This window comes from Microvirga soli (genome assembly GCF_016734765.1).
GTDB lineage: Bacteria > Pseudomonadota > Alphaproteobacteria > Rhizobiales > Beijerinckiaceae > Microvirga > Microvirga soli.
In genome coordinates this window covers 1-25,819 of record NZ_JAERQE010000041.1, presented here as the reverse complement: position 1 = coordinate 25,819, position 25,819 = coordinate 1, and the positions used below count along the sequence as shown (strand labels likewise).

General features: G+C 57.3%; 20 protein-coding genes and 5 pseudogenes. 12 read left to right on the top strand and 13 right to left on the bottom strand.

The window, feature by feature from the left end; all coding sequences use genetic code 11:
* Positions 1 to 663 precede the first annotated feature (663 nt).
* The 3 genes and pseudogenes from JKL45_RS23280 (at position 664) to JKL45_RS23275 (ending at position 2,303) form a co-directional block, all read left to right on the top strand.
* Positions 664 to 1,131 carry a hypothetical protein gene (locus JKL45_RS23280; protein ID WP_201864184.1) on the top strand — a complete coding sequence of 156 codons (468 nt, stop codon included), beginning with the start codon at positions 664 to 666 and terminating at the stop codon, positions 1,129 to 1,131.
* Positions 1,132 to 1,163: 32 nt separating this feature from the next.
* Positions 1,164 to 1,661, top strand: a pseudogene (locus JKL45_RS30910) (glycosyltransferase); the annotation flags it as partial.
* A 27-nt stretch (positions 1,662 to 1,688) separates the two neighbouring features.
* Positions 1,689 to 2,303, top strand: coding sequence for a glycosyltransferase family 4 protein (locus tag JKL45_RS23275; RefSeq protein ID WP_312897026.1), 615 nt, complete (start codon positions 1,689 to 1,691; stop codon positions 2,301 to 2,303).
* On the opposite strand, the gene JKL45_RS23270 is transcribed toward JKL45_RS23275, so the two are convergent.
* From JKL45_RS23270 to JKL45_RS23260, 3 genes are all read right to left on the bottom strand, one after another.
* Positions 2,293 to 3,438, bottom strand: coding sequence for a glycosyltransferase family 4 protein (locus JKL45_RS23270; RefSeq protein WP_201864180.1), 1,146 nt, complete (start codon positions 3,436 to 3,438; stop codon positions 2,293 to 2,295). The genes JKL45_RS23275 and JKL45_RS23270 overlap by 11 nt on opposite strands.
* 20 nt (positions 3,439 to 3,458) lie before the next feature.
* Positions 3,459 to 4,904 (bottom strand): hypothetical protein, encoded by a 1,446-nt coding sequence (locus JKL45_RS23265; protein WP_201864176.1) that lies wholly within the window; start codon positions 4,902 to 4,904, stop codon positions 3,459 to 3,461.
* Positions 4,905 to 5,043: 139 nt separating this feature from the next.
* Positions 5,044 to 5,697 carry an exopolysaccharide biosynthesis polyprenyl glycosylphosphotransferase gene (locus JKL45_RS23260; RefSeq protein WP_246498858.1) on the bottom strand — a complete coding sequence of 218 codons (654 nt, stop codon included), beginning with the start codon at positions 5,695 to 5,697 and terminating at the stop codon, positions 5,044 to 5,046.
* Between the two features lie 1,007 nt (positions 5,698 to 6,704).
* Here JKL45_RS23260 and JKL45_RS23255 point away from each other — a divergent pair.
* Together JKL45_RS23255 and JKL45_RS23250 are read left to right on the top strand one after the other, a co-directional pair.
* On the top strand, positions 6,705 to 8,990 hold the full coding sequence (locus JKL45_RS23255) for a Wzz/FepE/Etk N-terminal domain-containing protein (protein ID WP_201864174.1): 2,286 nt from the start codon (positions 6,705 to 6,707) through the stop codon (positions 8,988 to 8,990).
* 225 nt (positions 8,991 to 9,215) lie between these two features.
* Entirely contained in the window at positions 9,216 to 10,400 is a 1,185-nt protein-coding gene (locus JKL45_RS23250) for a glycosyltransferase family 4 protein (protein ID WP_201864172.1), read from the top strand.
* 175 nt (positions 10,401 to 10,575) lie between these two features.
* Here JKL45_RS23250 and JKL45_RS23245 read toward each other — a convergent pair whose 3' ends face one another.
* The 4 genes from JKL45_RS23245 to JKL45_RS23230 all read right to left on the bottom strand — a co-directional run bounded on the left by JKL45_RS23245 (position 10,576) and on the right by JKL45_RS23230 (position 14,677).
* A complete protein-coding gene (locus JKL45_RS23245; protein ID WP_201864169.1) occupies positions 10,576 to 10,785 on the bottom strand; it encodes a hypothetical protein in 210 nt (69 codons plus the stop codon).
* Positions 10,786 to 10,842: 57 nt separating this feature from the next.
* Positions 10,843 to 12,195, bottom strand: coding sequence for an O-antigen ligase family protein (locus JKL45_RS23240; RefSeq protein WP_201864167.1), 1,353 nt, complete (start codon positions 12,193 to 12,195; stop codon positions 10,843 to 10,845).
* A 156-nt stretch (positions 12,196 to 12,351) separates the two neighbouring features.
* Positions 12,352 to 13,242: a ParB N-terminal domain-containing protein gene (locus tag JKL45_RS23235; protein WP_201864165.1), complete on the bottom strand. Its 891-nt coding sequence runs from the start codon at positions 13,240 to 13,242 to the stop codon at positions 12,352 to 12,354.
* Between the two features lie 145 nt (positions 13,243 to 13,387).
* Positions 13,388 to 14,677 (bottom strand): polysaccharide biosynthesis/export family protein, encoded by a 1,290-nt coding sequence (locus tag JKL45_RS23230; RefSeq protein ID WP_201864162.1) that lies wholly within the window; start codon positions 14,675 to 14,677, stop codon positions 13,388 to 13,390.
* A 515-nt stretch (positions 14,678 to 15,192) separates the two neighbouring features.
* Between JKL45_RS23230 and JKL45_RS31060 the strand changes: the two are divergent.
* Positions 15,193 to 15,627: pseudogene (locus JKL45_RS31060) on the top strand (hypothetical protein); the annotation flags it as partial.
* Positions 15,628 to 15,644: 17 nt separating this feature from the next.
* Here the strand turns inward: JKL45_RS31060 and JKL45_RS29775 are convergent.
* The gene (locus tag JKL45_RS29775; protein WP_210345872.1) at positions 15,645 to 17,603 is read right to left on the bottom strand and encodes a calcium-binding protein; all 1,959 of its coding nucleotides are present in this window, start codon (positions 17,601 to 17,603) and stop codon (positions 15,645 to 15,647) included.
* A gap of 504 nt (positions 17,604 to 18,107) precedes the next feature.
* Between JKL45_RS29775 and JKL45_RS23215 the strand changes: the two are divergent.
* Positions 18,108 to 19,093, top strand: a pseudogene (locus JKL45_RS23215) (IS5 family transposase).
* Positions 19,094 to 19,939: 846 nt separating this feature from the next.
* Positions 19,940 to 20,239, top strand: a complete 300-nt coding sequence (locus JKL45_RS23210; protein WP_201864158.1) for a hypothetical protein — start codon at positions 19,940 to 19,942, stop codon at positions 20,237 to 20,239.
* Between the two features lie 97 nt (positions 20,240 to 20,336).
* Here JKL45_RS23210 and JKL45_RS23205 read toward each other — a convergent pair whose 3' ends face one another.
* The 3 genes from JKL45_RS23205 to JKL45_RS23195 all read right to left on the bottom strand — a co-directional run bounded on the left by JKL45_RS23205 (position 20,337) and on the right by JKL45_RS23195 (position 21,284).
* Positions 20,337 to 20,552, bottom strand: coding sequence for a hypothetical protein (locus JKL45_RS23205; protein ID WP_201864156.1), 216 nt, complete (start codon positions 20,550 to 20,552; stop codon positions 20,337 to 20,339).
* Positions 20,553 to 20,618: 66 nt separating this feature from the next.
* The gene (locus JKL45_RS23200; RefSeq protein ID WP_201864154.1) at positions 20,619 to 20,894 is read right to left on the bottom strand and encodes a hypothetical protein; all 276 of its coding nucleotides are present in this window, start codon (positions 20,892 to 20,894) and stop codon (positions 20,619 to 20,621) included.
* Positions 20,895 to 20,972: 78 nt separating this feature from the next.
* The gene (locus JKL45_RS23195; protein WP_201864151.1) at positions 20,973 to 21,284 is read right to left on the bottom strand and encodes a hypothetical protein; all 312 of its coding nucleotides are present in this window, start codon (positions 21,282 to 21,284) and stop codon (positions 20,973 to 20,975) included.
* 331 nt (positions 21,285 to 21,615) lie between these two features.
* On the opposite strand from JKL45_RS23195, the gene JKL45_RS23190 reads away from it, so the two are divergent.
* Both JKL45_RS23190 and JKL45_RS30905 read left to right on the top strand, forming a co-directional pair.
* Positions 21,616 to 21,939 (top strand): hypothetical protein, encoded by a 324-nt coding sequence (locus JKL45_RS23190; protein ID WP_201864149.1) that lies wholly within the window; start codon positions 21,616 to 21,618, stop codon positions 21,937 to 21,939.
* Between the two features lie 73 nt (positions 21,940 to 22,012).
* Positions 22,013 to 22,303 (top strand): DUF6894 family protein, encoded by a 291-nt coding sequence (locus JKL45_RS30905; protein WP_376771066.1) that lies wholly within the window; start codon positions 22,013 to 22,015, stop codon positions 22,301 to 22,303.
* Between the two features lie 247 nt (positions 22,304 to 22,550).
* Here the strand turns inward: JKL45_RS30905 and JKL45_RS23185 are convergent.
* Positions 22,551 to 23,508, bottom strand: a protein-coding gene (locus JKL45_RS23185) for an IS630 family transposase (RefSeq protein ID WP_201864147.1) whose coding sequence is annotated in 2 segments (ribosomal slippage) — positions 22,551 to 23,156 and positions 23,158 to 23,508 — 957 coding nt in all. Because the reading frame shifts where the segments join, the coding sequence is not laid out codon by codon here.
* A 209-nt stretch (positions 23,509 to 23,717) separates the two neighbouring features.
* Here JKL45_RS23185 and JKL45_RS23180 point away from each other — a divergent pair.
* A pseudogene (locus JKL45_RS23180) lies at positions 23,718 to 23,837 on the top strand (IS481 family transposase); the annotation flags it as partial.
* 54 nt (positions 23,838 to 23,891) lie between these two features.
* On the opposite strand, the gene JKL45_RS23175 reads toward JKL45_RS23180, so the two are convergent.
* Positions 23,892 to 24,860, bottom strand: coding sequence for an IS5 family transposase (locus JKL45_RS23175; RefSeq protein ID WP_201864146.1), 969 nt, complete (start codon positions 24,858 to 24,860; stop codon positions 23,892 to 23,894).
* Between the two features lie 84 nt (positions 24,861 to 24,944).
* Here JKL45_RS23175 and JKL45_RS23170 point away from each other — a divergent pair.
* A pseudogene (locus tag JKL45_RS23170) lies at positions 24,945 to 25,670 on the top strand (integrase core domain-containing protein); the annotation flags it as partial.
* Positions 25,671 to 25,819 lie beyond the last annotated feature (149 nt).

Sequence of the window (25,819 nt, the reverse complement as noted above, 5' to 3'; positions counted from 1 at the left end):
ATCTCCAAATGAGCATGAGCGAGACTAAGAACGGCTGAACGTCTCATCGACGTCTCAGCGGGCCTTCGGTATATTTCTGCTTTACGGCAGACGTGACACGGAGGAACCATCTTTGGAAACTGTACCGGATCGCGGCCAAGACCTGAAACATCGATTCCATGCGCGGTCTCCACGTTTGGAATCGACCCGATGCTCTACGCATTGTTCGCCACGATCCAAAGGTCCGCACGATGCGCCAGCCACGGGCCTTCTCAAGATGGCGCATTGGCGTCTGATAGCGTTGAACATCTGGACTGGCGCCGTGCTCTCCACTTTGGGATGGCGAAGCGGAACCGTTGACCGGCAAGATCTGCTGCCAGGATTGCTTGTCGTATCCGTGATATCCTATCCTTCCTGGCTCGCCACTCTTCCTCTGACGTTACGATCCCTGCTATGCCAAACCGTCAAACTTGACCGTATCGTCCTTTGGACGTCCCATAACGATGACCCTGAAATCCCGAAAGCCGTGCGCCGGCTCCGCTCGTATGGCGTAGAAATCTGCCCGACCGAGGTTATCCAGTCGCTCAAGAAAACTATTCCGTCTGTCGGGGCAATTCCCGAATTGTTCACCGTCATGGTCGACGTCTCCTCGAATACGGGTCACGCTGGCTGGAGGGCTTGGTCATGACCTCCTCCGACCGATTAGGGTTGATCATCTGTTACCAGACACGCGAGATCCGGCTAGATGATCAGAGGAAATTGCTGCCTCTCGAACGATGGGCCTATCTGAACGAGCCAAAAGGTTCCGCGACAGCATTGCCAATTGGCCGCGGAGGTATTCTTTACGCGCCCAGAGCATTGTCCCTCAAGGTCGTCGACAAAGCGGCTTTTCTTGAGCTCAGTCAGCAAGCGGGTGATGTCTGGCTGTACTGGATGGGGAGACGCGCAAGTAGCACCTGCAGGACAATCCAGCAATCCGAAGGTCTATGGGACTGGTCAGTTTTGCAGAAAACCGCTTTTTTCGCAGCCCCCTCGGCAGACATGAACGACCGGCCGATCAACGGGGTCGCGCAACGCTATGGATCCCCGAGTTTCAACGTGCGGATCGTCTGCCGGGGGACCGGAACGAGCATCGGGGGAATGTCGACCTAGAGCATGTCAATGCACCGATCCTGTGAGGGCCAATGACGTCAAGGACTAATGCAACCTTCGGGCCGATCCTGTTCCCATTCACGGGCTCAACCGTAGGCGGAAGTCATATATCGACCTTCCACCTTGCGCGATCCCTGGTGGCGGACCATGGCATCAGGTGTGTCGTTCTCGCAGCTCCAGGTTCGAACGTCGCCCGTCAAGCTGCCGAGATGGATCTTGACGTGTGCTCCACCGGAGACGCTCCAGCGAAGGCCCGTGATCCTATCGCTGACATTGCGAGGCTGTCCCATCGAATCCGGACACTGAAGTCCTATGGACCCGGCGCCATCGTTCACTGCAACGATATCTGGAGCCTTCAATCGTGGGGCATCGCGGGACGGATGCTCGGACTGCCACTCGTCTATCACCATCGAGCGCTCTTGAGGATGCGCTGGTTCGATCGTGCGCTTGTGCGAAGATCGCACGGCATCATTACCATATCGGACCACTGCCGGCGGAATCTCCAGTTTCTGCCCAGGAACCGCATCACATGCGTTCTCAATCCTTTCCCAGATCCGGTGCTCGAGTCACCCAAGGGCTGGCAGACAGAACTCCGCGCCCATGCACCGGAAGACGCGGAACCGCTCCTCGTCGGTTTCATCGGCAACTATCAGTTTCGGAAGCGACCCGACTTTTTCGTTGATGTCTGTGCAGCCATCGCCGCGCGAGAGCCAAACGCCCGGTTCGTCATCTTTGGCCGCGAACGCGATTTCCAGAGCCGCGATTTGGAAAGCCGCGCGGCAGATCATGGGATCGCCGACAGGCTCGTCCTGGCGGGCTTCCGGTCACCGCCCGAGATGAACATCGCGATCCTGGACATCTTGCTCGCCCCGGCCTTTGGTGAACCCTTCGGTCGGACCCTCGTCGAAGCCCTGCTCCTCGGGGTTCCTTTTGTTGCGACAGACGATTCGGGTCATTCCGAAATCGTGGCCCGCTGGTCTGGAGGGATCCTGGTCAGGCCTCAGGCCACGGCTGCCGAATTCGCGGACACAGCCATACGCGTCCTGTCTGCGCCGGAGGACGTTGTCCTGCCCCTCGATGACCGCCGCAAGGTGGCCGAGGAACTCTCGCCAAAAACACATGCTGCCAGAGTTATGGCTGTGTACCACCATATCAGCGGATTCAAGGGATGAGTGCGCTCAAGGCGCTCCCCGCCGGACGCCGAGCCAATGCCTCATAAATCGCGTTTGTCTCGTCGCTGATCTTGTCCCAGTCGTAGTTGCGTAAGAAGTTCGTCGACGGGACGCTATACGTCTGATGCGGCGCGGACAGCTTTCTTCGAAGGTCGTCCACGTCGCCAGACTTGAAGTAGCTTGTCGCCGGTAGGCCAAGATCGAGATTCGCTTGAATGTCACTTAAGAGGACCGGGCACCCTGACGCTGCGGCTTCCAAAGCGGCAATGGCCAGACCCTCATGCCGGGATGCAAGGACAAACAACCCGGCGTTCGCCAGCAGCACCCGAATGTCTGCTGGATTGAGAGCGCCGGTGAATATGACACGCTCATTTGCCTCGCGGCGTAGATATTCGACATATCGATCCTCCGACGAAGCTCCTCCGACAAGGACGAGATTCGATGGGCGAGGAATGTCGCGAAACGCCTGGATGATGGTCTCGAGCCCCTTTTCCGGCACGAGACGCCCGACCGTGATTATATAATCACGGCAATTCAGTCCATACCGCGACAGGACCGATTGGTTCATGTCGCAACCGGAGTCGGACCCTGCCATGTGAGTTGAGCCATTTGGAATAAACGAGATGCACGACGAACGCACTCGATAGCGGCGCCGTAAGCTATCCGCGGCGGATGGCGATACTGAAATGATATGATCGGCGAAATGGACAGCGCAGAACTCGCCGGCGTGAAGGACCGCTTTGGCGAACGCGTTCCAGCGTGCCCGGTTGTAATCGGCACCGTGGTGAGTCACAAGCACCCTCATGCCCAGCATCTTCGCCAGCGGAGCGACCAAAGCAGGACCAATAGCGTGGATGTGGATGAATTCGGCATGAAGTCGAAATCTGGCATACAGAACCCCGATTAAAGTATGCGAGATCGTCTCGAGGTACTTACCTCTCGCATGAGCTAACGCAACAATCTGTACGCCGTCGAACTCCGAAATATCTTTGGGACAATGCGACCTGCGCCCGATCACGGTGAACTGATCCTCCGGCCGGCGCTTTTTCAGCCGTGGAATGAGTTGCTCGCAGTGCATCTCGATGCCTCCACTGACTTGAGGAATGCCTCTGAGACCAAGAACACAAATCTTCATGACGGACCTCGACTTGGCTGCTACTGCCTCGGTGTGATCTGGAGATGACCACCCTCACGTACCAACGACAGCCGCCCACTTGGACTCGTCTTGATTGATGTGTTTTTGACGACGATCGATCCTCCGTGTTCGACCTCAAAGACTGTAGTTCGCTCATCGGAATCCTGGATCTCGCATCCGGAGACATCCGCTCTTGCGCTTTTCGCAATCCAAAAGTGGTTCTGCAGGCCGCTCCCACCACGCTTGTGCGGACTGCGGCTGACACAATCGACGATCGTGGCGTCACCCCAGATGCGGTAGTTGCGCTTGTTGTCATCGGCAACGGTGCGCCGCAGGGTCGTCTCAGTAGACTTGAGATCATAGCCGCCATCGGTGGATCCGGACGCCACCGTGTCTTCGAAGCGGACATTGCGGACTCGACTTTCGGTTGTAAATCCATCGCCGTTCCAATACGCGTTTGAGCTATCGTGACTGTTCATCATTGTCACGCGCCTCAGAACAACGTCGTGGACTGTGTCCTCCAGGGCGACGCCGATCGCGAAGTTGTCGCCATCCTGACGTTCGCTGTCGCCGATAATGTCTTCCATCGTGACATTGCTTGAATCGCCCCTGATGCGAAACGCTCCTTTTGAATAGCCCCGAACCGCCACGCGGCGGATCGTCAGATCGTTAACCCGCGCGCTTTGCTCTTCGCCGCTGGGGTTGACCTCAAAGAAGCGGCGGACATTTTGCGCAGAGACATCTTCGATACCCAGACCGCGAATGCTTCCAGCCACCCGGAAGCAGCCGTTACCCGTGTTGCGGAAGGAAAGATTCCTGAAGACAAGATAGTCAGCGCCCGTTTGGAGGCGAAACACCTCCGGTCCGGGATGCGCGCCCTGTAGCCAGGGATCCGCACGTGATCCAAGAATCTCGGCATTCGAGGGATTTCCATTCCCGTCCGCGCCATAGATCGTGACTTGGGCGCCTTCGCTACCGCCATTTCGGATGGAGATCTGCCGGTCGACCCGGTAGGGGCCGGCATCCGCCTTCAGCAGAATCGAGCCCCCGGACGCAAGCTTGGCAATGAATTCAGGAAGTCGATTCAGCGCCCCGGCATTTGACCAGTTGGAGCCGTCCTCAGATCCTGCCGGTACAGGTGCAATATACAAGGTTCGCGCGTCTCGGCCTTGCGCGAGGCACTGGTCGCCACAGACAGCAAGAAGCGCCAATCCGGCAAGCGCTTTCGCTGACGCATCCTGCGGGAAAGCGAGTTTGTCTATTCGCTGACGCAGCCCTGCGTGCCGCACCGATCGACATGCAACTGAAATAACTGAACACCGCAATAAACCCGATAAGTATACTAAGTATTGCAATCGCTGCTCCAGCGCACTGCCCAAAGCGGTCCAGTGGTCTATGCGGGCGAAGAGCCGGAACTGCCATTTCGCACCGCGCGTCAGCATCGATCTAAGCGATAGAAGCGGCATGCGTTTCTCCCACAGATACGTCTCGAGATTGAAGCCGATGCCGCTTGAGACATTGCTCGTTCTATGGACTAGCGCATCGTATGGAGCCAAAAATGGATCCACTTTTCACGAGCGTGTCCGTCCGAGTCTAGACGATGCGCTAGTATGCATTCGTTTGACGGATCACCTCACGGACCGTTCGAACGAGGATCAGAATATCGAGGCGCAGATTACGGTGCGCGATGTACTCGTTGTCGAAGTCGACACGTCGTTGAATGCCTTCCACCGTGGATATCCCGCCGCGAAGGCCATGGATCTGCGCCCATCCAGTGATGCCCGGTTTCACCCGGCTTCTCAACGCGTAGCTGTCGACAACTTTGCCGAACTCGATATCGTGCTGAAGCGCGTGCGGGCGAGGCCCGACGAGTGACATCTCACCTCGGATGACATTGAGCAACTGCGGAAGTTCATCAAGGCTAGTTTGCCGGAGACGGCGTCCCACCCGCGTGACGCGAGGATCATCGCGACTAGCTTGCATGACTGCGCTCTCATCCTCGATGACGCCCATTGTGCGGAACTTGTACATACAAAATGGACGACTGTTGAGCCCTCCTCGGGTTTGACGGAATAGGATCGGCCCCGGCGAATCAATGCGTATCGCGATCGCAATGACAATGAGCAGCGGCAGCGCAAGAGCAAGCGCTACCACCGCAACGGTGAGGTCGAACGCGCGTCTGCACATCTCCTCACCTCGCGAGAGCGGTGTGCGATTGAGTTCGTACGGGGCTGTTAGCCTTGATGTAAGCATGGTCATAGGGTCCTGCTGTCACCAAAGTGCGAGTTCATGTGCGGATAGGGAGCAAACTCACCTGCACCGGAATCATGACTGACGCTTCACGTAGAGAGTGCAATGAGCGCGCTGTTAAGACAAGTTGTCTGGCATAACTCAAGCATCGGAATTTGCGGCACCCAGCAAAGTCAAAGGTTCCTGGCGGAATTTATAATGCAGTGCTCGGCGAGGGCAACGGCTGAACATCCAACGCCCATAGATCCCACCATGCGCTAAACTAGTTTCGGGGAACTAGACTTAGCGAAGAGCACCCCGTGCTGTATCTAGGAAACAAGTGAAAAAGCCAAGGTGCGCCGCTGAGTATTGATTTCACGAAATCGAGCCCGCCTCCGATGCAGTCCGACGCTCGATCTGTTAGAATCCGCGCTCCGACTGTTCACGTCGCATGATGTACCGTCCCGCGCCTGCTACATGTATTGGTGGCGTCGACAATCCTCTGCTTCGGGTGATGTCCAGACTGTCTTATGGCACAAACGTTTCGCACCGAGGCATCTCCGCCCGGGGCACGAGCGTCTCGTCTGCAGTCAAAGACGCTTTGAGGTGCTCGATCGTTGTCCGAGATCGTGCCGATGGAGTTCGGGCAGGATACTTGCACTCAGATGAGTGCGCTCGGCGCGCCGTTACTGCTGCAAGGAATCATGCACCAAGCTACAAAGCAGCTAAATTAGACCTGCCTAAGACAAGCTTGAGTGTTCATGAGCAGTGCGGTTGTACCGCTCATGTGCGATGCTCTAGAGAGACGATCGACAGCCGCGCGAACAACTAGCCACGAATGGTTAACGCCTTAGATTGACATAATGGCATCTTGAAAGTCGCGTATCGACAGTGACATTGCAGAATATAAGGCGCCAACAAACAACTGAGTCCTATACTATGGATGGGCATGAAGTCAGCGCCTCTTGGATCCCGCTTAGTTCGGGAGCAATGGTAGTTGCTATGGACCAGCGCCGAAACGAGTTGCGAGGACCCGGATGCTGCAACGATATACGCAAAAGACGCTCGGAGAACCAAACGTCGCATTTCCTCATAGAAGAGATCAGGGCGATTACATCGACGTCGGGTTCATCCTAGCGGCTGTCAGGCGCCAGCTGAAAAGAATCCTTTTGTTCGCATCCCTTGGCGCTCTGGTAGGGGTCTTGTTTGTGACCACGTCAGTTCCCCTATTCACAGCCACTACTAGCATCATGATGGATCGCCGGCAGGTTCGCGCCGTTCAGGACGTCTCAGCGATAACGGAAATTGGTTCGGTGGATTCTTCGACCGTTGTCGATAGTCAAGTTGAGGTGCTGAAGTCCGCGAAAGTTGCGCTTGCGGTGGTCGATAGATTGGATCTCGCTGACGATCAGACTTTCAGGACCGATGATGGTTGGATCATCGCTTGGTTAGGCCGATCGATCGACCGGACTATTCGCTCTCTTGTCAGTCTAGCGGGAGACAAGCCTGCGCCTATTCCCGATGGATTGCGGGCACGGGAAAACGCGAGGTGGACGGCCGCCTACCGCCTCTTGAGCCGCACGACAATCACCCGAGTCGGCAAAACCTACCTTATCTCAATCAGCTACACGGGCACGAACGCAGATCAAGCGGCTCGCATAGCCAACACCTATGTTGAGGCGTATCTCACCGACCAGCTTGAAGGAAAGTACGACGCCACGCGACGTGCCAACGCGTGGCTTCTCGCGCGGCTCAAAGAGCTGCGGCAACAGTCTGTCGAAGCCGATCTCGCTGCTCAGCAGTTCCGCGCCAGCAATAATCTAACTGCCGTCGGAGGGCAGCTTGTAACTGACCTGCAGCTGTCCGAACTCAATGCCCAACTCGCTGCCGCCAGGGGGGAGGTCGCTCGTACGGGCGCTCGGTTGGATAGAATCCGCCATGTTCTGAATACGAACTCCTTTGAGGCATTGATAGGCGAGGGACTTAAGGACAATGCCATCAATGATCTACAATCGCGCTATCTTGAGGCCGGAAGGCGTGAAGCAGAGATCAGTGCGCGCTTTGGACCGGATCATGAGCGAGCGGTTAATTATCGGACTGAAAAGGCGGAGATCCAGCGGCAGTTACTCTCCGCGCTGGGCTCCGTGGCGCAAAGTTATGAGAGCGACTTCGAAATTGCGAAGGCGAGACTGGAGGAGCTTGAGCGAAATGTGAACAACTTGATTTCTATTGCCACCAACGCAAACGCCAAGCTTGTCCGGCTGCGTGAGCTTGAGCGTTCTGCCGACACCTATAGAACTCTCTACGATACCTATTCACAACGCTATCAACAAACAATTCAGCAGCAATCTTTTCCATTAGGCGACGCCCGGGTTGTGACTCCCGCCCCTCCACCGCTCCAGCCTAGTCAGCCGAAGCCTATCGTCAGCATCGTTCTTTCGGCGTTTGTCGGGGCGCTCGCCGGAGGAGCGTGGGGAGCCTTGCGCGAGTACCGCGACGGTTCAGTCCGAACTTGCAAGGATGTCCGTGAAGACCTCGCAATGCGGTGTCTTGGATTGCTGCCACATATTTCCATCCCTCGTATCGGGAGATCGTACAGGTTCGGCTTTCCAACCAGCAGAGCCTCGGAAGATGTAGAAAAGCAGTCATATGCCTTAGCTAGATTCGTCGACCTCTTTCCCGAGTCGCAGTTTGCGGAGGCCCTTAGATCGGCGGCGCTCTCGGTCGCCGACACAGGTTCCGAGGCTTCAAAGGTCATCGGTGTCCTGTCAGTAGCTTCGCAAGAGGGCAGGTCGCTGATTGCAGCCAATCTCGCTTCATATCTCGGGCGGGGAGAGGGGCCGACCTTGCTGATTGATGGCGATACTAGGAACCCTCACCTCAGCGCGATTATTGCGCATAATGCCACGACCGGTCTTATGGACGTTCTGGCAGGTTCATGTTCCTTGACGGACGCCTTGCACGAGGGCCCTATCAGTGGGGTCGCAATGCTACCCATGATCAAACGCCCTGATTTGCCCCATCCGAGTCATCTTTTCTCCGGCGGGGAACTCGATCAGGTTCTCCAGGACACCAAAGCTCACTTCAAGTACATTGTCGTCGATCTGCCACCCCTGACTGCTGGGAGCGAGGCGAGGATTCTCGCAAGCAAGGTCGATTGCGTGCTCCTCGTCGTGAAATGGGGCAAGACTTCGAAGGAGCTCATACGCGAAGTCTTGGCAGCCGACGAAGGCGTACGTCTTCAGTGCGTGGGAGCGATCCTGAACAGCGTGGACATGAATCGGATCCGGCAATACCAGGAACTTAGTCTCACCAGTGCCTGAACCTTGCCAGTATAAAACGATCACGATTGTATGCGAAATTCGCACATCGGACTGCTGCTATGACACTTCACCGCCCATCGCCCGTTCTGTTCGAGACGAATGCTTGCGCATCGTGCGGATAAGCGGACCCGGTTTTCCGCACGATGCGCAAATGAAGGGGTGAGCATCGAGTTAATCTTAGAGTGGGCCCACTTTCGCCCGCGATGTTCTAGCTAAGGATCATCCATGCACGTGTCGATCACTCAACCACGACAACGGGGCGTAAGGGCAGTGGTGTTCCCTTTCGTCAGTGGAGACATGGGGGGCAGTCATGTTTCCACGTTTACCTTAGCGCGAGCACTGCAGGAAGAGCACGGCCTTCAGTGCTGCGTCCTCTGTTCTACAGACACTCTGATTGCCCGGCACGCGATTGAGAACGCGCTTTGCGTCATCCCCACGGGCGAAATGCCGGTATCCCGCCATCACCCACTGTATGACGCGTCTCGGTTATTCGCCCGCCTGCAGATTGTAAAAGCGTTTCCGATGCACAGCGTGGTTCATTTCAACGATCTGCGGACGATGCAGTCCTGGGGACCGGTGGCTCGGCTCGCCGGAAGGCCCGTCGTGTATCACCACCGGTCACTTAATCGAATGACTCCTCCAAAGCGCCTTCTCATCAGCCTCGCCCACCAGGTCATCTGCATCTCGGCGTCATGTCAGGATAATGTCTCATTCGTTGAGCCAGCCAGGTGCGCACTTGTCCTCAACCCAGTACAGATCGATCCCAAGAGTGCACAGCGGGCGGATGCGCGCCAGTTCGCCGCTGAACATGGTTGTCCAACGGATCGGCTCTTGGTCGGCTTCGTAGGCAATTTCTGGCACTGGAAGCGTCCGGACCTGTTCCTGCAGATCTGCTCTACATTGCTGCAGGTCCGATCCGATTGCCACTTCGTGGTCTTTGGACGCAGCGGTGATTGGACCGAACACGACCTCATTCGCATGGCGCAGGACCTCGGGATCGGTGACCGGGTAACATTCGCTGGCTTTCATCTGCCGGGTGAACGGAACATCGCCGCTCTCGACCTTCTGATCGCAACGTCCATTCGAGAGCCCTTCGGCCGCACGCTCGTTGAGGCCGCAATCATCGGAACGCCATACGTTGCGACCGACGACGCAGGTTACCGAGAGATCTGGAACACATGGCGTGGAGGTCGCCTAGTCCCAGTGACCGCCGCCGCAGATGAATTCGCTCAGGTCGCACTTGACATCTTGCACTCGCCCGAAAGCGTCGCTCTTGAAAGCAACGAGCGCGCTCAGGTTGCCAAGGATGTGTCAGCGAGCACGCACGCGCTCCAGATCACAAAAATCTACAATCGCCTTCGCCATTTATTGCGCGGGGCCGTGGAGGGCCCTCAGGAGGCGAGAATCTAACTGGTGCATCCGGAAAGTCATGCGGCTCTGGGCAGGAGGGCAATGCCGGGCAAAGGGTGTGGGCGATGCCAGCGGCGGTTGCCCCAGCCGAAAGGATGGCGATGCGCACTCCAGTATACTGTGGAGCAGTGGATCGCGTCAGTGAACTCGCACCAGCTTTCGAAGCGCCGGCCCGCTAATGGGAGCGCAGGATCTTCCATCCGAGCTCGATTGGGTTGAGAGAGGCTGCGTCCTTGGGCTGGAACACCTGCTCCCAGCGCGGATTGACCAGGAGGAACAGCACCATGTCCGTAGTGCGTGAGAGAAGTGGATCCGGTGTTTCGCTGACGAGGCCTGTCGGGTTAGCCGAACGATGCGCCAGCCAGAAGAAAGAGAAGAGGGTCAAGCGGTTGGTCTACTTTTGGGTACTATGCTCTAAAATTCGCCCTTCCTGGCCCCGACCTTATCCCGCCGGACCCGACTCAGCATTGGGAATGGCCATACCCAGGGACCTGTCCGAGATCCAAGCCCGCCGGGGCATCTGAACGTGCAACGTATAGGCCAGAGTGAGTGCGAGCAGGATGTTCCCTTCGATCTGCCAGAGCGGCATCGTTGCCAGGTTGAGGATGAGAAATCCCACATGCGCGCTGACAATGAGAAGACGATGCTCGGGTTGACTGCCGAGGGCAAACCTGAAGTTAGACATGAAAAAGACGATCATGCTGGCAAGTCCGACGGCTCCAATTTCATAGAGTGCAGATATAAAGGTGTTATGAGCGTACCGCGTAAAGACGTCTTCCCAGGAATCGGGCCCGAAGCCGAAGGCAAGGTTGAGAATCGAGCCATCGAGGTATGCTGTGATGTAGCGGCTCCAGATGACGGCACGTGCCGACATCAGTTCTTCGTCGGCCGCAGTGTAGTACTCAGGCGGCTTCACCAGATCGGAGATGTTGGCCAGAGTGACGAACAGATCGTTGAAGCGCTCTCCCAAGGCAGCGACCGCGACATAAAAGAGCACGGCACCCGCAAGACCGAACACGACAAGAACAAATGGGCGGTCGGACGGAGAAACGCGCCGAACTACACCAATCAGCGGGGTCGCAACGACGATGGGGCCCGCAGCGAGAAGGGAGGTTCGGTAATTAGCCAGAAGAAGCGCCACAAGAGCAATGTGGATGCACACTGCAGTGAGGATCGGCCGGTCAGGCTCAATGAAGCATGAGCAATAGAGGAAGGTCAGCATAATGATGGAGAATGCCGCCTCATGGTTGTATCCACCGATATAACATATTGAATTATCGGACATGCTTAACTTCCCCAAGCCCACGCCCACGGAGATTGCCTGGAGTACGAGTGGAGGCAAGAAGGCAACGATCAAGGCGCGAAACACGGCGCCCGACCCTTGGCGTCCGAGGGCCTCGAAGGCAGCCGCCGTGAGAACAACGAAGTATCCCCACTTCGTCAGGCTGCCCATGACTGCGGTAGGGTCGTTAACGCTTGCGCTGACGAGTGTGGCGAAGATCACCAGATAAACGCCTCCAAAGGCTTTCAACAGTAGCAGGCGTTGCTCGATGACCATGAAGCCAATTGCCATGACTGTGATTGAGGCTATTGCATTGAGCGACAGTCCACCGGCTATAGGTGGGTATGTGTATTGATGGAATGCGGACAAAAGATACCGCAGCCATACAGCGAAAACTAGAAAGCGTGTTGAAGCGTCCTTGTGGCGAAGCAGAGCGACCACAGTCAGTGGGAGCAGAGCGAGATAGACGCCTCCGACAATATAGGCAGAGAATGTTGGGACATTCAGTTCCATTCTCATCAACCTCCGGCGAGCTGCACATCAGGCTAAGACCCTGGTGTAAGGTCCCGACATCGAACCCGAAGGTGCGTCCACTTCCCGCCGATGGGGAACTGGAGGTCCGACCGACGCGCAGGCAACCGCCTCAGTTCCAATCGTTCAGCGACGCCTTCAGTGTCTTTCGGATAGCGCGCTCATCTCTCGGGTGCTTCTGGACGCCGAATGCGCAGAAATTTGCACCTCTGGCGTGGGGAGCAGCTGGTTAAGCTCCGCGCGAATCTGATCCTGGATACTCTCGACCTGACTGATACGCATCGTTCCTGCATACATCGCCGCCCTCGTTTGGATTGCAGCAAGTTCGATCCTGTCGAAGGCTTCCAATAGTGCAAGCCCGCCGTCTCTCCAATGGTTGTTGCTGTGGAGAACCTCGCACAGGGCACGGATGATCCGGGAGGTGAGAGCCCCTGGCTTATTGTTCGCCGTTTGGGTGACGCATTGAAGAGCCGTGATTAACGTATCTGGACCGAATCGCTTCAGGCATTGCGTGATCGCGCCAACCGCCATTGTTTGCCCGGGGCGCTGGCGCTCGACAGGGAGCGGATAACGAAGGAGCTCAACCTCGGCCCTGAGGCAGATATCAGCGGTGTCGATGGCCCAAGGCTCGCGTGCCACAACTGCGGCGGCATGCAAGGCCATGGGCGAGATCGGAACGGTAATTCCATTTATAGCCTTAAAGGCAGCAGCTTGCTGCTCGCGCGACGCAATAACCACCTGACAGGGTACGCTGTCGAACCCGATAAGCGCCGCCGCTGTGGTCCGATGCTGCCCATCAATTATGACGAATTTTCCTCCCTCGATGGGCGAGACGACGACCGGCGAGAAGCAGGACCAGGTGAAGGCTTTCGCAATTCGCATGACATTGCGTCGGCCCTGACCGACAATCGGCCTTTGGTACGCTGGATCAACCAGCAGATCTGCAATGCGCAGCCATTGCAGCATCGGAACCGCGCCGGCATTGACATTGATCGGCTTGTCGAGCCCTTCCGTTGAGATCGATCTCATGCCGCTGTTCCTTTAGATATCGCCTTGGGTTGATGGTTCTCCTTCGAACTCATTTTGCTAACTTTCCCGCAGCGTCGCCGAACTCACTCTGCAGGACTGTTTGTTGGCCTCTCCAATGGCTTGCCTCTTTATTGGGCGCTCATCGCTATCGTGTGACAGGTTCTTCGCTGGTAGCGCTCATGCTGGATTGCCTGGATGAAGTAATCTCTTCGATGGCTTGGTCAACCTGCACGACATCTCCTGGCTCGATTACCGCAGTATCGTCGACGGCGGATTTGACGGTGCTGCCGCCAACCCGTCGAATAACTGAGAATGCCGTCGTCGGCTTTGCGGGCAGTTTGTCGAGGAGAAGATGCGGCGTGGCGACCGTCGCCTCATTAATGAGGCTCAGGGCGGCCGCGATACGTGCCTTGGATTGGTCGAGCTGCGCGTCGGCTTCCTGCTTTCCAGCGACGATATTGGCCTTCCGCTCAGCCTTCAAATCGTCTGCGGCGCGTTCAGCCTTACTGATCTCCTGCCGGGCCCGGAGAACAGCGGTCGTGTAGTCGAGCAGCTTGCTCTCGAGGTCCGCCAAGGTGCGTTCGAGAACGAATTCACGAGAGCTGACTGCCAAGCCCTTGGCGACCAGGGCGCTGACTGTCTGCTGTTCACGGCGAGCAAGGGCAACTTGCCTGTTCTGAACCTCGATTTTCTGCTCGAGCGCCTCAACCTCCCTGGCGAACAGGCTTCTGATCTCGGAATAGGCTAAGAGCTGCGATTTCAGCGCCTCGCTGCGGGCGTTCATGACGGCCGTTTCGTCCGCAATCAGGCGCGCGACATCGGCATCGTTGCGCAGTTCCTCGGGTGTTGCGATGTGCATGGTCCCATTAAGCTCGGCGGCGAGGCGTGCACGGCGGACCAGCAGTCGACGAGCCTCAAGGCGCGCAAGTTCATAGACCCCCTGTGCCGTAATCCGGTCTTTCTCCATGCGACTCGATTCCGCCCCTGCCTGCTGGAAAATGCCCCCCGCCAAGCCGACCGCCTGCAGGACGGTCAGTCCAGGCCGGTACGGATATTCCCCTGAGCGCTGCACAGTCCCGACGACGTAAATTGGCCTGTATTGGACGATCTCGACAGTAGCCTCCGGTCGGCTTGAAAGTCCGGCGCGTTTCTGCAATGTCTCGGCAACCGATATTGCGAACTCCTCCGTCGTCCTTCCCCTTGCCGACAAACTCCCGATGAGCGGCAAGGAGACGTTTCCGGAAGCACTGACGGAATATTCGTTGGCGAAGACCGCCCAATCGAAGTATTCGGCGCTTCCGGCCCGCCATTCAACAACCTTGATGCGTAACTTGTCCTGTGGGCCGAGACGATAATCATCAGCCGCCGCCCGGATCGGGAGGGCGATCCCAACCGCAAAGAGCAGACTGCAGAATGATGAGGATTTGAAGCGCATGACTTCAGCCTTTGCTCGATCAAAACGAGAGCGCATTTCCGTCTTGCCGCTTCCCGACATGCTTCACGCTACGCAGGGCTATGGGGACAGGCCATGCAAGGGCTGCGCCCAAGATAATTAAGCTTTAGTTATCGAGACCTAGTTGCGAGTCAATGAAGTCAGGCTGCTCGTGACACAACGTACTAACTTGCGAATAAACAATGTAGTCGAAAGCAAATCTATGCCGAACCGCTCACAGAAAGATGGCACCCTAGACTGTCGATTGTCAATCCCATGAGAACAACTTAAGACGACTGCTCGCTTAAGACGGTAGCGCTTGACAGATCCCACCGTAGATCAATATCACATTGTGATATGGGTCCAACGGGCGCTGGATACATCAAAAGAAGTACTTCTTCTGTCGCGATGACCGGGGCACCATGCGGAAAGCCGCGGCTTGCTGCTGTGAAGTCTGACAGCGGAACGTTGTTGGGACCGGGTGCGTTCGGCGATTGAGGAGTATACTTGGCGCTCTGATGGTCTGCGGCGCCGAGTTCCTCGCCGCAGGAGGACGTGATCCTCTCCCTTATCCCCAAGCCCGCACCACCCCAGCCGTTCGCCAGGAGATCGCCCGCTCAAATGAGACCACGGGCGTGCTGGCCCGGCGCTTCAGCATGAGCATCGAGACCGTCCGCAGGTTGCGCAAACGCGGGGCATAGGACTGCTAGGACGACTCCAGCCGGCCACACAAGCTGCCGTGGAAGGCCGCGGACGAGGAGCGCGCCATCGTCCGCGGCCTGCGCCAAGCCACCGGCTTTCCGCTCAATGACCTCACCATCCTGCCGCATCTCAACCACGATGCCGTCTACCGCATCCGCAAGGCTGCGGGTCTGGGCCGCTTGCCGCCGGCGCAGCAGCGCCAGCGCAAGAGCGGCACGTTCAGGGACTACGACCTCGGCTTCGTGCACCTGTGTCTGTCACCAGACAATTATATCACGAAGAAGTCCTTGTGGCTCAGGCCGAGCCCGTTCTTCATCTGGGCGATCTCCACTGCGATCGACCGGAAGCCCGAGCCGTCGGCGTCATAGGAGAGCATGCCGGTTTCCTTGTTGTAGATCAGGTAGTCATTCCTGTCCTTGGCCGTGGTGGTGGCAAAGAAGGCCTTGGAGAGGGAAGCGGGCTTGTCGGACGACCCTGCCTTGCCGAGCTTGGCGAAGACCTTGTTGTCGAGCCAGACTGCATCGTCCCTCACGCTGAAGTCGGTGACCCGGTCCAGGTTCGTCTCCTTGTTCGGCTTACCGTCGAACACGAAGATATCCGGGCCGCTGCCTCCGGTCAGGATGTCCTTGCCCGAACCTCCGTGGAGCCTGTCGCCCCCGCCATTGCCGGTGAGGAGATCATCGTCCCCCAGCCCCTTAATAATGTCGCTTCCTGATTGGCCCCTAAGAACATCCTTGCGCTGTGTGCCGGTCAGCCTGTCGATGAGATCGGCAAGATTGAGTGCGAACGTTCCGGAGACCTCGTGTTTGCTGTCGGAGACGGTGACGTCAAATGAACGATGGCCGAAGGTCTCGTAGTCAAGCGTGATCCCAGAACGGACCACGACATCACAGCTGCCGTCGTCGTTTTCCATCAGCGCGAAAAAGTTGGCGCTGTCGGATGACAATTGGTAACCGACGGCGCCTCCTTCCGGATCACCGGCCTTCAGACGGCCGACAATTGTTCCGCCTCTGCCGCCCTCATTCACCGCCCTCGCGGAGAAGGTTGGAGCGGGAGCTTCGTCTATATCGATCAGATCGATCGTGAGCGTCTGCAAGGTAGGGGACGGAGCCGTCTCGGGCGCAGTGGCCGTGGTCATGAGAACCTGGGAGTTGGATCCCAATCCGGACAACTTCCCGCTTGTGTTGATGGTCATGCCGTTGACCTCCACGAGCGCCCCCGTCTTCCATAAATCGAACACTGTTACGCTGACATTTCGGTCTAGGATGGAGCCCCCGCTGATTTTCGCATGAGCGCCGTCGGCCAGCCAGATATGATTGATCGAGGCACTGCCGCCGAAATAGTGAGGATCCCGGCTCTGCCCGCTTTCCATGGTGATCGACGTGCTCCAGAAACGATAATTGCGGTTGTTACCCTCCGCAATCGTGTTGAAGAGAACCGTATTACTGGATTTGAGATCATAACCGGCATCCGTGTTGCCTGATGCCACAGTGTTCTCGAATCGAATATTGTAATTGCCGGCTTCTGTCGTGAAGCCGTCGCCGTTCCAATACTCAGTGCTCGATCCACGCGCGTTGCTGCCCTGCATTACGACATTTCTAAAGATGACATTGTGTGCGGTGTCATCGAGCATAATGCCTTGAACGTACTTCTCAGGTGTATCCGCGTCACCGTTCCCAGTGACGTCCTCGATGAGAATGTTGCGACTGTCGTATCTGAGCTTGATTGCATTCTGCGAAAACTTGTTGATGTTTACGTTCTTCACCTTAAGTCCATCAACACTAGCAGTCGCGTAACCGCTCGAGATCGTATCCTCAAGGAAGCGCCTCACATTGTTCGCCTGCATGTGCTCAAGGGTAAGATTCTTGATATCAGCGCCGATCCGGAAAGCGCCGTTGCCGATATTCTCGAACGCCATGTTCTGGAATTTGAGATGGTCGGCACCCGCCAGTAGACGGAAGACTTCCGTACCTTCGGGTTTGCCCGTTGACCAATCGGTCGCCCGCGTGCCGACGAACTGCGCATTCATGCTCTTGCCGGTGGCGTCAACCCCACGGATGGTGACGGGTGCTCCCATCTCGCCACCAACTCTGATGGTTGTCTGACCAGTCACCTTATAGGCACCCTGATCGGCGCGTAGAAGAACCTCTCCATTCGCGCCGGCTTTTGCGATGAAACTTGAAAGATTGGAGATTGTACCGGCTTTGGCCCAGGAGGAACCATCCATGGTGCCGGATCCGGTTGGAGAAATATACAAAGTTGTCAAAGCAAATACCTTTCTGAGCGACCTTGGCAGAATCTGCCTCAGCCGGCAAAATGTGTATGGCCTTTAGAGAGGAGCCGCATGAACATGTTGAAGTGACATAGAACGCAGATGTCGGCGCGGAATATGTCCGACGAATGCTTATAATATTCCAGCGGCCACGAAGTGGATCACAAGAACATTAATGTCAAGCATCTTCGATCCGCTCGGGCGTTTCGATGGTGCGGCCCTTCCAGCTGCCCGAGATGGTGTGCTTCTCTGGCGCGCATCATGAACAGCGCACTGCAAGTTCCACTGCCAACGAACGCGACATCGCACCTGCAAAAGAGCAGGCATCATCCCGCAAGAACTGCTAAACCGGCTAGGACGTGACGCAGGACTTTATTCCTCAGGGCGGTGTTGATGCATGAATCGTTAGCGCTGCTTGTGTAGTCGAGCGGTCATTGAAATAGCCCTTTGGTCGCCGCCATGCCTTTCAAGCACAATGCTGCCCGCCGCCACCGGATCAGCAAGATGAAGTTCAAGGTGACGAACTGGGCGGAATATGAGGCAGGTCTTCGCCAGCGTGGCAGCCTGACCCTGTGGATGACCGCGGAGGCGCTGTCGTCTTGGCAAGCGGCGAAGCGGACGACGCGCGGCGGCAGCCGCGCTATTCCGATCTGGCGATCGAAACGGCCCTGACCGTTGGCTTGGTGTTTGGCCTACGGCTGCGCCAGACGGAGGGCTTGCTGATATCAGTGCTTGAGTTGATAGGATTGGATCTTGCCGTGCCTGACCACACCACCCTCAGCCGGCGAGCACGGACCTGGCAATCACCTGAAGGACGGCTGGGTCGCCGGATTCCAGGAGAAGGGCCTGTTACATCATCATCGACAGCACCGGGCTTCAAGTTCACGGTGCCGGCCAGTGGCTGGAGGAAAAGCACGGTGCCAGGACGCGGGGGGATGGCGAAAGCTGCATCTGGCGCTGGACGCCGACAGCGGTGAGATCGTAGCCCATGTCATGACCGATCAGGACACCGGTGACGCCTCGCAGGTGGACCCGCTGCTTAACCAGATCGAGGTGCAGATCGGGCAGTTCACCACCGACGGCGCCTATAACACCAAACCGACTCCGACGCCGTCACCAGCCACAGCGTCGGCGCCATGGTCGTCATTCCACCGCGCGCCAACGCGGTGGAAAGGTCGGACACCGACGCCTCCAGTCGACGAGACCGCCACATCGCGGCCATCACGACGGACGGCCGGATGAAATGGCAAGCCGCCACAGGCTACGGCAAGCGGTCTCTGGTCGAGACCGCGATCGGCCGACCCAAGGCGCTCATCCGTAGACGGTTGAGGGCGCGGTCGTTCGGCGCCCAGCAGTCAGAGGTCGCCATCGGCTGCACTGTCCTCAATCGCATGCTGGCCTGCGCACGCCCGAAATTCCTCCGCCGCATCGGAACCACCCCATAAACAGCGATATCAAAGACCATAATCCGCAAAATTCACGATCCCTACACCAACGTCCATGGTTCACCAGACAGAATTCGCCTGTCACGCCCGCATGTCTCGGCAGGCAGTGGCCTCGGGGAACCATTCGCATCACCTCAAAAACCTTCAGAGTTGTCGAAGCAGTCTTCATGCGCTGGAATCCGCGAGCCGGCCGGAATCCGCCTCAACGATGTTGTTTAAGTACTTTGACGTCCGATGTACAACATCCTTCGACAGCAATCCTGCTGTGCAAGCGCCGGATGGCTTTCGAGGACGAAGCCAACCAGCGCATGCACAGCAGAATGACCTCAGTCGGAAAGCGGCGGCGCTTGAACAGAGACAACAGGATAGCTCCTCGATTGGCAATCCGTCGCCACACTGCCAAGGTTAATACAACAGTGCCAGGAGCTCGTCGTCGCAGGCCGTCAGAGCGCCAAGTATACTGCTCAATTGCGCAACGCACCTGGTCCTAACAACGTTCCGCTACCAAACAGCTAGCTAAGGAGGATATGTGCTTGGACACACCAGAGCGATGCATGAGCACCTCTGCCGCCTATAGTGAGATTTGAAACCTCCAGCGGCTCTATCGCGGATCTCAACTTGTTTCAGAGGAAAGCAATCTGCCTTTAGGTGTGAGTGAGGAAGGCACAATCAATCTCGGAGAAATATATCTGGAGGAAACCAGAAACCGCTCATGAACCGCCTTGGATTAGCCCTGTTCTGCACGCCGCAATAGCAAATTACGTGCTTGCATTTGCAGGATGGCACATGCACTTGGATTGCCCTTTTCCTCTTGAAGCTGTTCCCTCTCGGTTCAGGCATGTGCTCTTGGGTGAGTTCAATGGGCGCTGTCCGAGCGTCCGGGAGGTTGACGAGATCCCGGACAAGCATTGGCTGACAGCCCCAGGCATGGGTCCGACCTCTCTGCAGATAATTCGCAACATCACCAATGCTGCGCGTCAGCAGGAAGTCAGTGAGATCGCGTCACCCCGCTTATCGGATGCCGAGTTGCTGAGGCGTTTGGAAGGGCTGCAGGAGGACCTGCGCTGGCTGGAGGCTCAACTGAAGGCGCGAATGCCCAAGGCGCAGGCGCCAGCGTCAAGAGCACAACCGCGCAACGCGAAATAAGACTGGCCTCCCAGGTCACGAGGCTCGTGAGGCCGCAGCTTCAAGGCATTGAAGCGACGAAGACCACCTCGCTTAAGAGTTCTCAGCCCTCCTAGGATCAAGCTGCCGCTCTTGGATGCTTCATCCGCTTTCCTGTCGTAGCCTCCTCCAAGGCGAGGAGAAGCACCCCAACGTCTTCGTTCAGCAGATCGATGGCATTGCGGGCATATTCCCGAAAGCGATCCTTCTGGGCTGAAGGCTCACTGTCCCACGAGAGTTCTTGGTGCTCGGCTTTATGAATGGCTCGTGCCACCAGCTCGACTGTGTGCTGCATCTTTACCTCCGGTGTTAAGAGCAGGACCTGTCCTGGCTCAAGGGAATGCCCCAGTGTGCTGCCTACTCAGATGCCAGCCAGCAGAAGGGCTGCTCCGATAAACAAACTGTCGGACGCAACAAACAGAAACAACGCGCAATGAACAAACAGGCCAAAGTTGATGAGGTGTTCAGGATCTGGAGCAATACCCCGGATGGCTGCTGAATGTCGGGTGCCGCTCACATGATAACCCTTCATCCGAATTGCCGATGAATAGTCACCAAACGGCGGCAGCCGCAGGTCTATTCCTTCACGAAATGTATATGAGTGTTTCGAGAGTGCCTGCTGTGGTCCTATTTCCACACGCTGCCTCACCCTTCCGCAACCTGCGTTCGGTTGAGATAGGCATATCTATCTTGAGATTAGGCGTGGGAGGTGCCGTCAATCCTCATCAGCGATACTTCTCCACTCGGCGACTTCTGCATCGGTGGCTTTCCGCTTGCTTACTAAATCAGCGAGTAGAACAGCGGGAAATGAGGCGCTTTGCAGGGCTGTTCTGATGAAACCATGCTGATCGAGTTCTAACAGGCGGATTGTCAGCGTGTCGGGCTGCTCTGAGGCATACTCAATATCAAAGGAGTGATAAGAATTATTATGGCTGTCTTCTGTTGCGATGGGAACGTTGAGTGAGACTACTCTGTCCTCTGGTCCACAAAATCCAAGGCGAGCATCAATATTGAGGTCATTGCTCATGTTGTTATTTGTTAGCTTTCATCCGTCGGGCGACGAATTTGAGATGTGATCGGCGGGTTAGTTGTACAGGCCCCTCAACGCTTTGTGGCGAAAAGAAGTTCCGCCATCAAAATTGCACAATTCTGCTTTCCTGGAAAGATGCTATCTGCTGAACTTTATCTGGATAGTTTTCTTTTCATAGGAAAATCTACAAGCATCTCACGCTTACATTGCAATGTGCGTACCTCAGAATACCCTCAGTTCAAGAAAGTCTTTCTAAACCTATGTAAAGACCAGTCTTTGAGTAGATGCTAAGCTGAGTTCTCTTCTCTTGGAGAACAGGCTTAGGGATGTGACCAATCTCATCTGCCTTGAAGCCTTTCGTGAGGCTACTCGTGAGCTTGCGGAGGCTCAGATCAAGTGCCGTCAGGCTGCTCATCATTTGGCGAGCATCCAAGGAGAACTGGAGCAACGATTGGTGCATGCCTATCGGGAGCAGTCATTCGGTCCACTGGATCCTCTGTTCACCAAGGAAGAGGCCGCACTTGCGCTGTATGAGCAAGCAGCCGCTAACCTCACCGAAGTAGAGGAACGCTGGTGTGCTTTGAGGGTCGCTTTGGCCTACGAGGAAAAGATGATGCGGGAAGGGCAATCATCGCGTAGGCAACTGAACTGATCGCCCAACGACCTACGAACCTATACCTAAGAGAGGATTGTTGACTTGAGGCTCTTGGCTATATTCCTTAGCTATGCCCCAGTACAGTCTCTTTGTTTGCAATCAGGATGACCGGATCAAGTATCCCAAGAGCTATGATCTGCCCGATGTTGAAGCTGCCCGTCGGGTGGCCCTGAGAGTGGCAAAGGTGTTCATGGAGGTTGTCCCGTACTGGAATGATCTGTCTCCTGAGCAACAGAATGACTTCGTAGTTCAGATTGATGACGAGAGCAGTCAGACGGTTCTGATTGTGCCTTTCAGGGAGGCGCAGGAGCCTGCCCCGACGAGAAGCTCCCACGGGAATAAAGAAACCCCACCAGAATAGCTCAATGGGTGGGGCTGATGAGTTAAGGGAGGAACAGTCTCAGCTTAACAAACCCCCTTAGATAATTCCGTGCGGAAGCGCACCAGAGCCTTCGGGTTATTGCCTTAGCCGGCTTCTCCGGCCTCCCGTGAGTGTATCGGCTCAACATCCTGACCTGCCGACATGGATGAAATCCCGCCTGTCAAACCCACTGGCGGCTGGGTCATAGACATTTCTTTTTGGGGGACTGCTCTAGAGCACCGGACGATTACACGGACGCATAGCCGGCGGCCTTGAGGAAGTTCCAGCATTCTTGTGGCTCGAAGAGATTGCAGATGTCGCCGAGGGCTCGCCAGAGCGCCTCAAAGGTCCGGGCTTCGGCCTTACGCAGGTGTGCTTTGATCTTGGCGAAGACCTGCTCGATCGGGTTCATGTCGGGACTGTATGGTGGCAGGAACAGGAACCAGGCCCCTCGTTGCTTCAGGCATTGGGCGGCCTTCTCGCTCTTGTGGACCGCGAGGTTGTCGAGGATAACGACATCGCCATCCCTGAGGGTCGGCGCGAGCTGTGTCTCGATGTAAGCCTCAAACGCCAACCGGGTGATCGGACCATCAATCACCCACGGGGCGCTCAGCTCGTTGCACCGCAGCCCGGCCAGAAAGGTATGGGTTGTCCAGTGTCCAAAGGGAGCGCTCATGCGCAGGCGCTGGCCTTTGCGCGAGCGCCCGCGCAGGCGGGTCATCTTGGTGTTGACGTAAGTCTCGTCGAGGAACACCAGCCGGTGCGGCTGCTCGCGCATGCGCGGCTGACGCTGGGCGTGCCAGACCCGGCGCTCATCCCGCACGTCGGCGCGTGCGCACTCCGCCGCCATCAGGTGTTTTTTTATACGTGAAGCCACGTCGGCACAGAAAGCGCGAGAGCATTGCGGAAGCCGCCACGATCCCGTGCTCGTCCGGCAGCCTTGCGGCCAGTTCGGGCATGGTGATCGCCGGCTCAGTCTCGACGGTCTGGATCAGGAAAGCCTCATAGGGCACCAGCTTGCCGCGTCCCGGCGGGCGGCCCTGGCGGGCTGGCGCGAGTGAGCCCGAGTGCCGCTGGCGCTGCACCAGCTTGATGGCACAACTGTCACTGACCCCGAAGTGGCGCGCCGCCGCCCGGCAGGAATGACCCGCCTCGACCAAGGCCGCAACCCGCACGCGCAGGTCCAAGGAGAAGCTCTGGGTCATGATCCACCTCCTGTTCTCACCAGGGAATCACACTTCAGCCCAGGCCAAAACCTCTTGAATCTGCCTTTCAGTCTGATGCTCTAGTGGGCAAGCTAAACTTAGAGCGAACAATGTCTCTGTGCGCGGCATTGACCTAGGTAGCGGCCGACTAGATGTTTGATCCCAGGGTTTGATGGTGCGATATTATCCCTGGAATGGAAGGACGCGCTATGGGCCAGGTTCTCCATGGGAGCGCCACAACGACTGAGGCAATCTGTCGGGCAATACAACATAGTCAAGCGAGCTTGAGAGCCCTGGCCGAGCGCCATGGCATCAACCCGAAGACGGTGACCGTGTTGCATGGATCGGTTGGTGAGCACACGGAGCCCACTCCGTGCCTTTGCTTAAGCGATGCGGACGGACTTCGGGCGTCCGAACTCGAGCATCCGGTTCAAGGCCTGAACTGCGACAGCGACCTCAGTCGCACGACGTCGGTCGGTCCGCGAACGCAGCGCATCTCCAATCACTCGTTTAAGCCGACTGATAGCGGCCTCCACCAAAGCCCGACGCGTGTACCCGGACCGCTTCTGCCAACCCCTGCATCCCTGCTCGGCGATGCTCTGGAGATGTCGGTCGCGCTGAGTCGGCGCAGTCTCCGCCGTATCGCTCGGCACCGCCGTTGATCGGGGTGGAACGATCACGTCAGCCTCAGGATCGCGCTTGGCGGCGATGCTGTAGACGCTGGCCTGATCGTAGGCTCCGTCACCGATGAGCGACGCGAGTGGAACTGGGATCTGGTCGAGCAAGGGCTCAACCTGCGAGCCCTCCTCGCCATCGCTGGTGGTCAGTTCCGAAGCGAGGATCTGTCCGGTCTCAGCGTCAACCCCAATGTGCAGCTTTCGCCAGGATCGTCGTCTGCGGGTGCCATGCTTCTCAGTCAGCCACTCGCCGGGCCCACACAGCCGCAGCCCAGTGCTGTCGACCAGCAGGTGAACCGGGCCTCCGGAGCGCGAACAGGGCCTCGGCACCTCGAGGGTTTCGGCCCGACGGCTCAGGGTTGAGTGATCCGGCACAGCCAGATCGAGGCCCAGCAGCCGAAGGATCGAACCAATCAAACCCTCCGTCTGGCGTAACGCCAACCGGAACACCGCCCGCAGCGTCAACGCCGTCCTGATTGCCAGGGCTGAATAGTGCGGCTGACCGCCTCGTGTCGTGCGCGGCTCAGCCCGCCAAGCGGCGATGGCTTCCTCGGTGAACCACACCGTGAGGCTTCCCCGCTGACGCAGAGCCCCATCATACTCGGCCCAATTCGTCACCCGATACCGCTGCTTCGGGATGTGGTAACGGCGAGCGGCATTGGCCTTGAAGGGCATGGGCGATCTTTGCTCAGAAGGCGAACACGCCTCTACGCTATCCAGGCCCGGTTACCAAATTGCTCATCCATGCAACAAGGCGCCACGATCCCGCACCTGACGCGTTCATCGCTCCATCGCTGCCTGCAGCGCCATGGCATCAGCCGCCTGCCCGAGGTGACCGGCGACAAGCCGGCCAAAAAGAAGTTCAAGAGCTACCCGATCGGCTACTTCCACATCGACATTGCCGAAGTGCGCACTGAGCAGGGCAGACTCTATCTGCTGGTTGCGATTGACCGCACAAGCAAGTTTGCCTTTGTGGAACTGCACGAGAAGGTAACGACCGGGATCGCCGGCGACTTCCTGCGCGCGCTGATCGCCGCCGTGCCTTACAAGGTGCACACGGTCCTGACGGACCATGGCATCCACTTCACCACGCCCAGCAACACGGCTTCTGCGGTCCCGCTGATCAAGAAAGCGATGAAGCGAGGCGAGTTGTTCCGGGCCCATGCCTTTGAGTATGCCTGTGCTCAGAACGATGTGGATCATCGTCTGACCAAGCCGAGGCACCCCTGGACCAATGGTCAGGTTGAGCGGATGAACCGCACCCTCAAGGACGCGACGGTCAAACGCTACCACTACGACAGCCATGACCAGCTCCGGCAGCATCTGACTGATTTCGTGAGCGCCTACAACTTCGCTCGAAGGCTCAAGACCCTGAAGGGCCTCACGCCTTACGAGTTCATTTGCAAAACCTGGCTCAAGGAGCCAAAACGCTTCAGATTTGATCCGGTCCATCAAATGCCGGGACTTCTCTATTCGGCGGTTTGAAGTCAAGCGCCTTCAAAGCTGTCCGACACCCCAGTGTTCGATGGTCTTCGCGAGGCCTTGCTTCTCTTCGGGAGGTAGAGTCCGCGGTGGTGGTGGAAATTTGCTGACGCGCCGGGTGTTGGGATGAGGTGGTCATTGGGAGGACCGGC

Bases quoted from the DNA above. Each gene is read 5' to 3' on its own strand.
- JKL45_RS29775 (WP_210345872.1), bottom strand. From the start codon at position 17,603: ATGGATGGTTCCTCCTGGGCCAAAGCCGGTACAATCTCCAATCTTTCA.
- JKL45_RS23195 (WP_201864151.1), bottom strand. From the start codon at position 21,284: ATGAGCAATGACCTCAATATTGATGCTCGCCTTGGATTTTGTGGACCA.
- JKL45_RS23240 (WP_201864167.1), bottom strand. From the start codon at position 12,195: ATGGAACTGAATGTCCCAACATTCTCTGCCTATATTGTCGGAGGCGTC.
- JKL45_RS23280 (WP_201864184.1), top strand. From the start codon at position 664: ATGACCTCCTCCGACCGATTAGGGTTGATCATCTGTTACCAGACACGC.
- JKL45_RS23235 (WP_201864165.1), bottom strand. From the start codon at position 13,242: ATGAGATCGATCTCAACGGAAGGGCTCGACAAGCCGATCAATGTCAAT.
- JKL45_RS23265 (WP_201864176.1), bottom strand. From the start codon at position 4,904: ATGCCGCTTCTATCGCTTAGATCGATGCTGACGCGCGGTGCGAAATGG.
- JKL45_RS23270 (WP_201864180.1), bottom strand. From the start codon at position 3,438: ATGAAGATTTGTGTTCTTGGTCTCAGAGGCATTCCTCAAGTCAGTGGA.
- JKL45_RS23205 (WP_201864156.1), bottom strand. From the start codon at position 20,552: ATGCAGCACACAGTCGAGCTGGTGGCACGAGCCATTCATAAAGCCGAG.
- JKL45_RS23255 (WP_201864174.1), top strand. From the start codon at position 6,705: ATGCTGCAACGATATACGCAAAAGACGCTCGGAGAACCAAACGTCGCA.
- JKL45_RS23175 (WP_201864146.1), bottom strand. From the start codon at position 24,860: ATGCCCTTCAAGGCCAATGCCGCTCGCCGTTACCACATCCCGAAGCAG.
- JKL45_RS30905 (WP_376771066.1), top strand. From the start codon at position 22,013: ATGCCCCAGTACAGTCTCTTTGTTTGCAATCAGGATGACCGGATCAAG.
- JKL45_RS23260 (WP_246498858.1), bottom strand. From the start codon at position 5,697: ATGACCATGCTTACATCAAGGCTAACAGCCCCGTACGAACTCAATCGC.
- JKL45_RS23250 (WP_201864172.1), top strand. From the start codon at position 9,216: ATGCACGTGTCGATCACTCAACCACGACAACGGGGCGTAAGGGCAGTG.
- JKL45_RS23230 (WP_201864162.1), bottom strand. From the start codon at position 14,677: ATGCGCTTCAAATCCTCATCATTCTGCAGTCTGCTCTTTGCGGTTGGG.